Genomic DNA, 12,780 nt, shown 5'->3' with positions numbered 1-12,780 from the left:
TTCCTCAGTTGCGCAACGGCTTGCCGGTTTCGAGTGTGTGGCGGATGCGGGCCTGGGTTTCAGGCGTGCGCAACAGAGCCACGAACTCGCGGCGCTCGACCGCCAGCAGCCATTCTTCGTCCACCTTCGTGCCGGTCTCGACCTCGCCTCCGCACAGGGCCACGGCGGCGCTGCGCGCCACGCGGTAATCGTGCGCGCTGATCATGCCGCCTTCGCGCATGTTGACCAGCACCATCTCGAAGTTGGCGATGCCATTGCGTCCCGCGACGGGGATGTTCGACAGGCGTGGCGGCGGCGTGTAGCCCGCTTCGGCGGCGGCGCGGGCCTGGCCGATGGCCACGAACAGCAGCTCGTCGGGATGGAACAGCACCACGTCGTGCTCGCGGGCGAACCCGGCGTCGATGGCTTCCAGCGCGCTTTTCGCCACCTGCGCCATGGCGATGGTCTGGAAGACGGGTTGCAGGTACGGGAAGACTTCACCGGGCGTGGCGGTCTTGGCGGCAAGCGCCGCCGCACGGCCGGCAAATTCCTTGCTGCCGCCGCCAGCCGGAATCAGCCCGACACCGGCTTCCACCAGGCCGATATAGCTTTCCAGCGCCAACACGCGGTGCGAGGCATGCATCAGGAATTCGCAGCCCCCGCCCAGCGCCATGCCCTGCACGGCGGCCACCGTGGGAATGCGGGCGTACTTGAACGACTGCGAGGCGCGTTGGAATTTTTCAACCATTGCTTCCAGCATGTCGAACTTGCCCTCGGCGCAAGCCTGCACTACCTGCTGCAAGTTGGCGCCTACGGCAAAGGGCGGTTCGTGCCAGATCACCAGGCCGTCGAAATCGCGTTCGGCGCGGGCGACGGCTTGCAGCACGCCTTCCAGCACTTCACCGCCCAGCGTGTGGTTCTTGGACGTGACGGACAGGATGGCGATGCCGGGGTCCACGTCCGGCAGGTTCCACAGGCGCACGCCTTCGTTGTCCCAGACGGTAACGCCACGGTCGTCGGGGCCTTCGCCAAATACGCGTTCGGGGAACAGCTGGCGGCGATACACCGGCAGGGACGAACGTGGATGCAGCTTGCCCGTGCGCGCGGAATACGAACCCTGCGGCGCGTGCACGCCCTGGCGGTCGGCTTCCTGCACCCAGGCGGGCAGGGGCGCATTGCTCATGGCGCGGCCGGCGGCGATGTCGTCCGCCACGGCGGCGGCAATGGCCTGCCAGCCGGCCGCCTGCCAGGTTTCAAACGGGCCTTGCGACCAGCCGAACCCCCAGCGCATGGCCAGGTCCAGGTCGCGCGCGTTGTCGGCCACGTGTTCAAGCTGCACGGCGCTGTAGTGGAAGATGTCGCGGAACAGGCTCCACAGGAACTGCGCCTGCGGGTGGGTGCTGGCGCGCAGGGCGGCAAAGCGCTTGGCCGGGTCGCGTTCTTTCAACAGCGCGGCCACTTCGTCGGCCAGCTTGCCGGCGCTGGGCACATAGTCTTGCGCGTTCAGGTCCAGCACCAGGATGTCGCGGCCCTGCTTGCGGTAGACGCCGGCGCCGGTTTTCTGGCCCAGCGCGCCCTTTTGGATCAGCGCCGACAGCCAGTCGGGCAACGCGAAGTAGCGGTGCCAGGGGTCATCGGGCAGGTTCTTTTCCATGGTGCCGACCACGTGGGCCAGCGTGTCCAGGCCCACCACGTCCGCCGTGCGGTAGGTGGCGCTTTTGGGCCGGCCGATCTTCGGGCCGGTCAACGCGTCGACTTCGTCAAAGCCCAGGCCCAGCCGCGCGGTGTGGTGCATGGCGGCCAGGATGGAGAACACGCCGATGCGGTTGGCCACGAAGTTGGGCGTGTCCAGTGCGCGGATCACGCCCTTGCCCAGCGTTGACGTCAGCCAGGTTTCCAACTGGTCCAGCACGGCCGGCTGTGTATGCGACGTGGCAATGATCTCCACCAGCCGCATGTAGCGGGGCGGGTTGAAAAAATGGATGCCGCAGAAGCGCTCGCGCAGGCTTGCGGGCAGGGCGTTGGCCAGCGCGTCGATCGACAGGCCGGACGTGTTGGACGCGATGATGGCGTCGGGCGACACATGCGGAGCGATCCGCTCGTAGAGCGCCGTCTTCCAGTCCATGCGTTCGGCGATGGCCTCGATGACCAGGTCGCAGCCGCGCAGCGCATCCAGGTGGTCGTCGTAGTTCGCGGGGGTGATCAGGGCAAGGCGGGCCGCGCCGGCCAGCGGTGCGGGTTCCAGTTTCTTCAATCCGGCCAGCGCCTTGTTGACGATGCCGTTGCGATCGCCTTCACGGGCGGCCAGATCGAACAGCGTGACGGGCACGCCGGCATTGGCCAGGTGGGCGGCGATCTGCGCGCCCATGACGCCGGCGCCCAGGACGGCAACGTGTTTGACGACGAACTTGCTCAAGGGGATTCTCCTGTGTAAAGCGGGTGGGCGGCGCGCGGCCGCCCACCCGCGCAAGGCTAGAAGCGGGACGACAGTTGCAGGCCCACGATGTGGCCACTGCTGTCATAGGTGCCCGCCACGCGGCCCTTGGTCGCCTGGCTGCCGGACGTCGTGTCGATGTCCGTCTTGCGCAGGTACAGATAGGTGTAGCCCAGATCCAGCGTGGTGTTCTTGGTGGCCGCCCACTGCACGCCGGTCGAGAACCAGTAGCGGTCGTTATCGGGCAGGGAGGTGGGGCGGTCGGCCTTGTCATGCACCGGCGACTGGTCGTACGCCAGGCCGAACTTCCACTTCCAGTCGGGGGCGAACTTGTAGTTCGCGCCCAGTGCGACTCGCCAGGTGTCGCGGAAGTTCAGCGGCAGTTCGTCATCGCGCGCGCCGGGGCCGGAGTTGCGGATCTTCAGTTCGGGGATGCTGCTCCAGCCCGTCCAGGACACGTCGCCCAGCAGTTCCCAGCGCTCGTTCAACTGATGCGCGGCGCTCAGGATCAACGTGTCGGGCAGGTCCACCGAGGCCTTGGCGTCAAACGACACCGATTGCTTGGTGGGGCCGATGCTGGTGATGTCGGTGTCGCCCTTGGCGGTGTGCTTGATCTTCGAGCGGTACGACAGGCCGATGCGCGTGTCCTCGGTGGGTTGCAGCATGAAGCCCACGTTCCAGCCCCACGCGTCGCCCTTCAGGTTCAGGTCGGCGTCGCCGTTGGTGGCGACCGGCAGGCCCGCAATCGGCACCACCGTTTTCTTCTTGTAGTTGGCGTCGATGTGTTGCCAGTTCAGCCCGAAGCCCATCGAGAACTTTTCGTTGACCTTGTAGGCAATCGACGGGTTCACGTTGATTGTCTTGATCTCGAATTTGTTCGAATGGTATTGGCCGACCCAGCCGTCGTCGTATTCGGTCATCAGGCCGAACGGCGCGCCGACGCCCAGGCCGATGTACCACTGCTCGTTCAATTGCCAGGAGGCGTAGAGGTTGGGCACCACGCCCAGGTTGCCCGCATCGCCGCCGTTGCCGCCGGTGGGGGCCGACCCGTTCAGGCCCGAGCCGGGCAGGCCGGGAACGCTGGGATTACGGCTGTTGCCGTTGTCCTTGAACTTGAACGAGGGCTTGATCAGATTGACCCCGCCCGAAAAGTTCACGCCGGGCAGGTACGTCATGCCGGCCGGGTTGAAGTAAATGATGCTGGCGTTTTCGGGATTTGCCGCCGAGCCTGCGTAAGCGTTGCCCAGGCCACTGGCGTTCTGCTCTAAAAGCTGAAAGCCGGCGGCGTAGGACGTTGCGGACGCGCCCAGGCCGACCACCAGGGCCGACAAGGTGCTCAGGGACAATGAACGTCTGCGCATGGTACTGCCTCCTCAAGTTGGATGTATGTCTCTACTTGCACTGCCGGTCTGGTTGTGACCCCGGTCTATTCGGCGTGAGCCGGTTTGCTGCTGCGCCAGGCATGGCTCGCCTGGTAATGCAGAGGTCCGCCCGTGAAAGGCGCGAACCCCGTTCCAAAAATTACCCCGGCGTCGGCCGAGTCGGCATCGGCGACCACGCCGGACTGCACGCGCTCCAGGGTGGCGTCCACCAAGGGCTGGATCAGGCGCTGTGCCAGCCCGGCGGGGGCGGCCGTAGTGGTGGTGCTGCTGCTGCCGTGTCCGGCGGCGCCTTTGCCTTGCTTGACCGGCTTGCCGTCGCGCCACGTATAGAAGCCCTTGCCGCTTTTCTTGCCCAGGTCACCGCGCGCCAGGCGTTCGGCCAGGCAGCGCGGCGGCTCGGCGCCACCGGCCAGTTGCTCGCCTGCCGCGCGCGCAATGTCCAGGCCAACGGTGTCGGCCAGTTCCAGCGGCCCCATCGGCATGCCGAATTCGACCATGGCGGCATCCACCGTTTCCGGCGCCATGCCGTCGTCCACGCTGCGCATGGCTTGCAGCATATAGGGCGCCAGCACGGCGTTGACGAGGAATCCCGGCGCGCTCTTGACGGGAAGCGCCAGTTTGTCGATCTGGCCCACGAAAGCGCAGGCGCGTGCCGTGGCCTCGCCCGAATCGCCCTCGGCATGCACCACTTCCACCAGCGGCATCTTGGCCACGGGGTTGAAGAAGTGGATGCCCACCAGACGCTCGGGGCGAGCCAGGCCGCTGCGCAGCGTTTCCAGCGACAGGCTGGACGTATTGGTGGCCAGCAGCGCGTCGGCCTGCATGCGCGGTTCCAGCGACGCGTACAACGCGCGCTTGGCCTCGGGTTGTTCGCTGATGGCTTCGATGATGATGTCGGCGCGCGGCACGCCGCCGCCGGTGGGATCGGGTATCAGGCGGTCCAGCGCGGCGCGAACCAGGCGCGGGTCTTTCAGGCGGCGCGCATACAGCGTGGCGGCGCGTTCGATGGCCGGTGCGATGCGCGCCATGTCCTGGTCTTGCAGCGTCACCGTCAAGCCCTTGTACGCGCACCAGGCCGCGATGTCGCCGCCCATGGTGCCGGCGCCCACCACGTGCACATGGCGGGCCGGCGTGACGCCGGTCTGCTTGCCGTTGGCCTTCAGGCGCTCTTGCAGGCGGAACACGCGCAACAGATTGCGCGCGGTGTCGGACGAAATGATCGCGTCGATCAGGTCAGGCGCCTGCAAGGCGTTGCCGCCATGCTTTTCCCATAGCGTGACGATGGCGGGCGCGGCGGGGTAGTGGCCCAGCGGGTCCTTGGCGGCAATCTGCTTGCGTGCGCGGTTGGCGACCAGGGCCTTGAAGGGCCAGCGGTTGGCCCAGGCGCCGATACCACGCGCGCGGCGCGGCGGCTTTTTCGACAGCACCAACTGGCGCGCCGCAGCCTGTAGCAAACGCGGCGGCACGCGCGCGTCGGCCAGGCCCAGCGCGGCGGCGCGTCGCGCATCCGCGCCCCGGCCGGTCAGCATCATGTCCAGCGCGGCGGGCGCGCCGATCACCTGCGGCAAGCGCAGCATGCCGCCCCAGCCCGGGAAGATGCCCAGCATGACTTCGGGCAGCGCCAACGACGTGCCGGGCTGATCGGCGACCAGGCGGTAGCGGCACGCCAGCGCCAATTCAAGCCCGCCGCCCAGGCAGTGGCCCTGGATCAGGGCAAGGGTGGGGTAGCGCACGGCGGCCAGGCGGTTGAACAGGTTCCAACCACGTGCGATCAGGCCGCGCGCCTGTTCGGGCGTGTCCAGGCTGGCGAATTCGTTGACGTCGGCGCCCACGATGAAACCGGTGGCCTTGCCCGACTGAATGATCAGGCCCGCCGGCGGCGCGGCGTCCAACGCGTCCAGCACCACGGCCAGTTCGGCCATGGTGTCGGCCGACAGCGCATTCACGGCGCTGCCTGCGCGGTCGAACGTCAGGCGAGCCAGGCCGTCGGGGTCGCGGTCCAGGCGCCAGTGGGAAAGCGTGTCCATGGTCGTCATGGGCGGTCCTCGTCCAGGGTTTCAACCAGCATCGCGCCGCCTTGGCCGCCGCCGATGCAGATGGCGGCCATGCCGCGCTTGGCGCCACGGCGCTTCAACGCTTCAAGCAGATGCAGCACGATGCGCGCGCCGGACGCACCCACGGGGTGGCCGATGGCGATGGCGCCGCCGTCCACATTCAGCTTGGCCGGGTCCAGCGGCCCCCATGCTGGCGTACCGAAATGCGCTTGGCAATAGGCATCGTCGCGCCATGCCGCCAGGCACCCTAGCACCTGCGCGGCGAAGGCTTCGTTGATCTCCCACAAGTCCAGGTCATTCAAGCCCAGGCCATGGCGTTGCAGGATGGGCGTGGCCGCATGCACCGGCCCCAGGCCCATTTGCGCGGGGTCCAGGCCGGCCCACTGGCTGTCCACAATGCGGCCAAGGGGGCGCAGGTTCCACTTGGCCACCGCTTCTTCGGACGCCAGCACCAGCATGGCGGCGCCGTCGGTCACCTGCGAACTATTGCCCGCCGTGATGTTGCCCCAGGGTTTGTCGAACACCGGTCGCAGCTTGGCCAGTTTTTCGGGCGTGGAATCCTCGCGCACGCCGTCATCGTCGGGGTAGAGCTTGCCTTTGTTGTCGATCAGCGGCGTGATTTCATTGAGCGCACCGGCCGCGCGCGCGGCCAGGACGCGCTGGTGGCTGCCGGCCGCATAGGCGTCCATGGCGGCGCGGTCGATGCCGAAACGGGTGGCTACGTTTTCCGCCGTCTGGCCCATCGACAAGCCCACCACCGGGTCGGTCAACCCCTTTAGCAGCCCGATGACGGGCGCCAGGTTCTTCAGCCTGAAGCCGCGCAGCGCCGCCAGCTTGGCGCCGATGCCGCGCGCCGCGTACCAGCCGGACAGCCAGCGCACCATGTCGTCGGAAAACAGCAGCGGGGCGCGGGACAAGGCGTCGGTGCCGCCCGCCAGCACCAGCTGCGACCGGCCGGTTTGAATATTGGCGATGCCGGAATCCAGGGCCTGCATGCCGGACGCGCAATTGCGCATCACGGTCCATCCGGGCACGTGGTTGCCGCAACCCAGGCGCAGCGCAATCACGCGGCCGATGTTGACTTCATCCGGCGACGGCGCGGCGCAGCCGATGATGACTTCGTCCAGATCCGTGGGGGCATAGGGTTGGCGCAGCAGCAGGGCGCGGCCGGCTTGTACGGCCAGGTCCCCGGCCGAGAACGGGCCGGGGCCGGTGCGCGCTTTCAGGAAGGGCGTGCGAGTCCCGTCAATGACGTAAACCGGTTTGAATGCCATCGGTTTCCTCCGTCAGGCGACCTTGCGTTCGGCGGCGGGCCGGTCGGCCTGCGCCTTGCCCAGGTCAAAGGGGAAATCATCCACGTGCACCACGGTATCGCGCAAGCTGTTGCGGTGCTTGACCACGGCGTACTCTTCGGCGGTGATGCCACCGGCCGCGTAGGCGGCGTCGGCGATATCGCGCACGTTGGCTTGCGGGTTGCCTTGCAGGGCGCCGCGCTTTTCAAGTTCGCGGATCTTGGCTTCGATGGGCTCGGCGGCAAGCGTGGCCGCCAGCGCCAGTTCGATGGCGCCCACGGGCTCATCAGCGGTGGCGGGCAGGTGGCAGCCCGAGGTCAGGCGGTCGCGCGTGGCGCTGGGGTTGATCAACAGCCGCGCCACGTCCTGGCCCAGCGCGTCGGACGGTGGCGTCTGCGTGCGGCCCCACGGGAAGATCAGACGCGCCAAGGTCCAGGCCACGAAACGGTTGGGCGTGTTTGCCAGCACGCCGTCAAAGGCTTCCTGCAACTTGAACAGCGCGTCCTGGATGGACCAGTGCGCCAGCGGCGCATCGGCGGCCTGGCGGCCTTCGTCTTCAAAGCGCTTGAGCGTGGCGCTGATCAGGTACATCTGCGACAGCACGTCGCCCAAGCGCGCCGACAGGCGTTCGCGGCGTTTCAGGCTGCCGCCCAGCACCAGCATCATCGAGTCGGCCAGCAGCGCGAAGGCGGCGGAATACCGGCTAAGCAGTTGGTAGTAGCCCTTCATGTCGGGCGCCACGTCGGCGTTCACGGCAACAAAGCGCGCGCCGGTCAGCGCTGTGCCCAGGGTGCGCAACGTGTTCTTGGCCACAAAGCCCACGTGACCCCAGAACGCGCGATCAAAATCGTCCAGCCCTTGTTTGGCGTTGGGCGATTGCGCCGCCTGCATTTCCGCCAGCACGTAGGGATGGCAGCGAATCGCGCCTTGTCCAAAAATGATCAGGCTGCGCGTCAGGATGTTGGCGCCTTCGACGGTGATGCCGATGGGAATCTGCTGATACGCGCGGCCCAGGAAGTTGTTGGGACCCAGGCAGATGCCCTTGCCGCCGATCACGTCCATGCCGTCGTTGACGACCTGGCGGGCGCGTTCGGTCACATGGTATTTGACGATGGCGGACACGACGGACGGCTTCTCGCCCAGGTCGACGGCGCCCGCCGTCATGCTGCGCGCGGCATCCATCATGTAGGTGTGGCCGCCGATGCGGGCCAGCGCTTCTTCCACGCCTTCGAACTTGCCCACGGGCATGCGGAACTGGCTGCGCACGCGGGCATAGCCGCCCACGGCGCGCGCCGTCAGCTTGGACATGCCGGTGTTGGACGAGGGCAGCGATATGGACCGGCCGGCGGCCAGGCATTCCATCAGCATGCGCCAGCCTTGGCCCGCCATGGCCGGGCCGCCGATGATGAAGTCCAGCGGCATGAAGACGTCGGTACCGCGCGTCGGGCCGTTCATGAACATGGCGTTCAGCGGGAAGTGGCGGCGGCCGGTGTCCACGCCGGGGTGGTCGTGCGGCACCAGCGCGCAGGTGATGCCCAGGTCTTTCTTGCCGCCCAGCAGGCCATCGGGGTCGTACAGACGGAACGCCAGCCCCAGCAGCGTGCAGACCGGGGCCAGCGTGATGTAGCGCTTGTCCCAGGTGACGCGCATGCCGATCACTTCGCGGCCTTGCCATTCGCCCTTGCAGACGATGCCGCTGTCGGGAATGGCCGCGGCGTCGGAACCGGCCCACGGGCTGGTCAACGCAAAGGCCGGCACCTCGTCGCCACGCGCCAGGCGCGGCAGGTAGTGGTTCTTCTGTTCGTCGGTGCCGTAGTGCAGCAGCAGTTCGGCCGGGCCCAGCGAGTTCGGCACCATCACCGACACGGCCAGCGCGGACGAGCGTGTGGACAGCTTGGTCACGATTTCGGAATGCGCATAGGCCGAGAAGCCCAACCCGCCGTATTCCTTCGGGATGATCATGCCCAGGAAACCCTGGGTCTTCAGATAAGTCCACACGTCCGCCGGCAGGTCGTAGCGTTCCTGCGTGACGCTCCAGTCATTGACCATGCGGCAGGCCTGCTCGGCCTGGTTGTCCAGGAACTGCTGTTCGGCGTCGGTCAGACGCGGGCGCGGGTAGGCCAGCAGTCGGCTCCAGTCCGGGCGGCCCCGAAACAGTTCGCCTTCCCACCATACGGTGCCGGCTTCCAGCGCGTCGCGCTCGGTGTCGGACATCTGCGGCAGCACCTTGCGATACAGGTTGAAGATGGGCGCCGACAACAGCGCCCGCCGCAGTGGCCGCACGCCCAGCACGATGGCGGCAAGCACCGCGATGACGACTAGCGTGAGGATGACTGCGGACATGTCTTTGTCTCCGTAAAGGGTGTTCTGGTCGGTCTGGTTCTGGTTCTGGGGATGCCGATACTGATGCCGATGTCGGCTAGGCGCCGGCCACCGGTGGCAGCGGGGCGCGCAGGCCGCCCAGCAGGAAGCTCATCAGGCGGGGCAGCAGCAGTTCGGGGTTGTCGGGTTGTTCGGCTTCGTCCAGCTGCCAGCCCGTGACGGAACGCAGCAGGTCGGTGCCGATGATGGCGTACGACGTGGCGCCCAGCATGAACTGGAAGCGCCACACGATTTCAGCCTTGGGCACATCGGGCAGCGCGGCGAACAGGGCATTGCGATAGCGCTCCAGCACGTCGGCGTATTCCTCTGCGAACAGCGCGCGGATGAAATCGGACGGCTCGGTCATGGTGCGTTCAAGCAGCGGCAGAAAGGTGCTGCCGGCCTGGGCAGGGTCGGCGGCCAGGCGCAGCAGCGTGCCGAAAAAGGCGTCGACGATCTGCGACGGCTTGAGCGGCTTGCCTTCGGATTGCGCCTCAAGTTCGTCCAACAGGCGCAGGCGCTCGCGGTTCAGCACTTCCAGCCGCCGTTTCAGCACCGCTTGCACGAGTGACTCTTTAGAGCCGAAGTGATAGTTCACCGAAGCCAGATTCACGCCGGCCGCGCCGGTGATCTGGCGCATCGAGGTGCCCTCGTGGCCTTGCTGCGCAAAGAGCGCTTCGGCGGTGTCCAGGATGGATTCGCGGGTAGTGGGAGTTCTGATTTCTTGCATAAGGTTGAATTCAAACGTTCGTTTAAAAATCATTATGCGGCAGGGAAGAACGAGAAGCGAGCCTCGGCTATCCCCAATAGGGTTTACCCCTAACGTACGGACGCAGCATCCTTTGCGCACTAGGCAAGGGGCTTTTCATACCGGGTCAGCTAGACCAGAAGGATGAGCCGGCAGGCGCGCTTGCATGAGCCCGGATCGGCCGCCGGCACGAGCTTGAGCCGTTCGTCCTCGGACGGCCGGCCTAGGATGAATGTGGTCTGGAAGGCGGGGGAAAAACGCCGCAGTATCAGCGCGAGGACTCAATTGCGTTGTACCGGCGATGCAAGGGGCTAGCCCGCGCACCAGGCCGGTGCGCTCGCCCTAGACGCCCTGACACAGGAGCGGGACATATGAAAACCTACCGAGTGGGACTGTTGGTTGACGGGTATGAGCAACCCGGCTGGATGCATGAGATGGTGGATTGGCTGGTCCATAGTCAGGATTTCGACATCTCGGCCTTATTGGTGATGAGCGGCGAGGGGGCCGAGAAGGCGCCGCGCCTGGCGGTCAAGGCGCTGTTCGGCACGTTGTCGCGCTTCGAGGCCCGGATGCTGCCGGCCAAGCAACGCCAGATGCTGTCTTGCGCGGACCTGCGCAAAAGCATGCCGTCGCCCTCAGTGCCGGTGCTGCCCCTGGAAGCGGGCGTGACCACGCCCGGCGCGCAGGACGCGGTCACTGCACTGGGCCTGGATCTGGTCATCACGCTGGGCGCGTCGTGCGCCACCCGCGCGCAAATGGCCGACTGGGCGAGGATGGGGGTATGGCAATTGAGCTACTCCGATATCGCCGTGTCGACCAGCCGCTACGCCGGATTCTGGGAGGTGTTTCATCGCGAGGATCACACAACCGTAAAACTCTGGCGCATGGGGGCCAAGTCCGAACAGGACGAGCTGCTGGACCAGCGCAGTTTCAATACTGAAGTGTTCTGGTTGAAGAACCAGGCGCGCGCGTTCAGCCTGGGAAATTTCATGCTCTACGACGCCTTGCAGGCCCTGGCGCGCGCCCGCCAGAGCGAGCCGGCGCCGGACATGCAGATCATGAGCGGCCCGCGCCGGGCCGACCCGGCGGAGTGGGATAGCGCGGCGTATATTGCGCGCCAGGCGTGGTTAATGTCTGATTTGATTGTGCGGCGCATCATGAAGCGCAATGTGCGCTGGCGGATTGGTATGTTTCCGTCATCCCGGCAACAGGCGGTGGTATCGGAAGCCATGGTGCTGCAACCTCCCAAAGGTAGGTTCTTCGCAGATCCGTTTGTTTATACGCACGATAAAAAACCATATATATTTTTTGAAGATTACGACTTCACTTCCCGGAAGGGTACGATTTCGGTCGCGACCTACTCCGACGGGGCTTTCCGGCTGTTGGGCACTGCCTTGAATCTGCCTTATCACCTGTCGTTTCCGTATATTTTTGAACACGAAGGTGTGACGTATATGGTTCCGGAAACGTGCGGAAATCGCAGTATTGAGTTATGGAAATGCACTGAATTTCCGTTGAAATGGGAGCTTGATGTCACGTTGATGACCAATATATCCGCCGTGGATACCATTATTTTTAAACACGGAGAATATTGGTGGCTATTAACAAATATCGACCGAACGGACGGGCAAAGCCATTGCGACGAGCTGTTTGCGTTTTTCTCGGATTCGCCGCGCTCGACCGAGTGGACGCCGCACGCCTGCAACCCCATCGTGCGCAACCCCATGCGCGCCCGCAACGCCGGAATCGTTGTGTCGCCTAGCGGAGAGGTGATCCGCTGCGCCCAGTACCAGGGCTTTTGCCACTACGGCAAGGGCGTGTCCCTGAACCGCATCGAAGAGCTGACGCCGTCCACGTATGTGGAAACGGATGGCGAAATCCACTACGCCAGCTTTTTGCGCAAGCGTCATGCTTCAATGCACCATTGGCACCATCAGGGGGGTCATACCGTATTTGACTTCGCCTATATGGAGTAAATGGAGCGTAGCGTTCCAAAATAAAAATGTTACCTATATTGCGATTCGGCGATCCGCAGCGGGCAGGGGTGTGTCTGCGGAAACATATCGAAAGTTATTCGGTCCAAATTTCGGCATATCGGCCGCGACGGGCTTGCGCCCGGTCGCGGCCTTTTTACGGCCCCAATTTGGCCGACAGCGTTACGAATCAAGCCTCTTGAGGCGGGTCCCCATAGGGGGAAAGCCGTCATTGCCCCAGGGGAGTCAGTGAAAACCCTAGCGGCAAAAAGGCGGAGAGGGCGCTCTCATCCGTATTTACGAGAGTGATTAAGGCTAACGAATGATTTCTGTTTTTATCGGATTATATCGCCCTGAAACGTCTTGATTTTGAAGGTTTCGAACCATAAGATGGGTTCATGCCATCCGTTATGTTGGCTACCAAAGTTGCCCAGCCCAAATGCCCCGGTCCAGCTTCATTAGATATTCCGGGATATTGCGGACCACCCCCGCGGGGCTGGAAAAAAAATAGTCTTCAGCACAGCGAAGATCCCTTCTAGGCCCGTCGAAAAACCGGG

7 protein-coding genes are annotated in these 12,780 nt (G+C 65.1%); 1 reads left to right on the top strand and 6 read right to left on the bottom strand.

What is annotated here, in order from left to right; genetic code table 11:
- Positions 1-4: 4 nt before the first annotated feature.
- From AC6LJY_RS11525 to AC6LJY_RS11500, 6 genes are all read right to left on the bottom strand, one after another.
- Positions 5-2,395 (bottom strand): 3-hydroxyacyl-CoA dehydrogenase/enoyl-CoA hydratase family protein, encoded by a 2,391-nt coding sequence (locus tag AC6LJY_RS11525; RefSeq protein WP_046804131.1) that lies wholly within the window; start codon positions 2,393-2,395, stop codon positions 5-7.
- A 56-nt stretch (positions 2,396-2,451) separates the two neighbouring features.
- Positions 2,452-3,774, bottom strand: a complete 1,323-nt coding sequence (locus AC6LJY_RS11520; protein WP_104144256.1) for an OmpP1/FadL family transporter — start codon at positions 3,772-3,774, stop codon at positions 2,452-2,454.
- A gap of 65 nt (positions 3,775-3,839) precedes the next feature.
- Positions 3,840-5,831 carry a 3-hydroxyacyl-CoA dehydrogenase NAD-binding domain-containing protein gene (locus AC6LJY_RS11515; RefSeq protein ID WP_314361633.1) on the bottom strand — a complete coding sequence of 664 codons (1,992 nt, stop codon included), beginning with the start codon at positions 5,829-5,831 and terminating at the stop codon, positions 3,840-3,842.
- A complete protein-coding gene (locus AC6LJY_RS11510) occupies positions 5,828-7,123 on the bottom strand; it encodes an acetyl-CoA C-acetyltransferase (RefSeq protein ID WP_104144258.1) in 1,296 nt (431 codons plus the stop codon). The genes AC6LJY_RS11515 and AC6LJY_RS11510 overlap by 4 nt, the downstream gene beginning before the upstream one ends.
- Positions 7,124-7,135: 12 nt before the next feature.
- A complete protein-coding gene (locus tag AC6LJY_RS11505) occupies positions 7,136-9,484 on the bottom strand; it encodes an acyl-CoA dehydrogenase (protein ID WP_314361637.1) in 2,349 nt (782 codons plus the stop codon).
- Positions 9,485-9,560: 76 nt separating this feature from the next.
- Entirely contained in the window at positions 9,561-10,232 is a 672-nt protein-coding gene (locus tag AC6LJY_RS11500) for a TetR/AcrR family transcriptional regulator (protein ID WP_046804126.1), read from the bottom strand.
- Between the two features lie 389 nt (positions 10,233-10,621).
- Between AC6LJY_RS11500 and AC6LJY_RS11495 the strand changes: the two genes are divergently transcribed.
- Complete coding sequence (locus tag AC6LJY_RS11495; RefSeq protein WP_046804125.1) at positions 10,622-12,226, top strand: glucosamine inositolphosphorylceramide transferase family protein; 1,605 nt, start codon at positions 10,622-10,624, stop codon at positions 12,224-12,226.
- Positions 12,227-12,780 lie beyond the last annotated feature (554 nt).

The organism is Achromobacter sp. RT286_PF (assembly GCF_059760425.1).
Note: the sequence above shows the minus strand (reverse complement) of the source record. Positions and strands in the feature narration are given on the sequence as shown.

Bases quoted from the DNA above. Each gene is read 5' to 3' on its own strand.
- AC6LJY_RS11510 (WP_104144258.1), bottom strand. From the start codon at position 7,123: ATGGCATTCAAACCGGTTTACGTCATTGACGGGACTCGCACGCCCTTC.
- AC6LJY_RS11495 (WP_046804125.1), top strand. From the start codon at position 10,622: ATGAAAACCTACCGAGTGGGACTGTTGGTTGACGGGTATGAGCAACCC.
- AC6LJY_RS11500 (WP_046804126.1), bottom strand. From the start codon at position 10,232: ATGCAAGAAATCAGAACTCCCACTACCCGCGAATCCATCCTGGACACC.
- AC6LJY_RS11520 (WP_104144256.1), bottom strand. From the start codon at position 3,774: ATGCGCAGACGTTCATTGTCCCTGAGCACCTTGTCGGCCCTGGTGGTC.
- AC6LJY_RS11505 (WP_314361637.1), bottom strand. From the start codon at position 9,484: ATGTCCGCAGTCATCCTCACGCTAGTCGTCATCGCGGTGCTTGCCGCC.
- AC6LJY_RS11515 (WP_314361633.1), bottom strand. From the start codon at position 5,831: ATGACGACCATGGACACGCTTTCCCACTGGCGCCTGGACCGCGACCCC.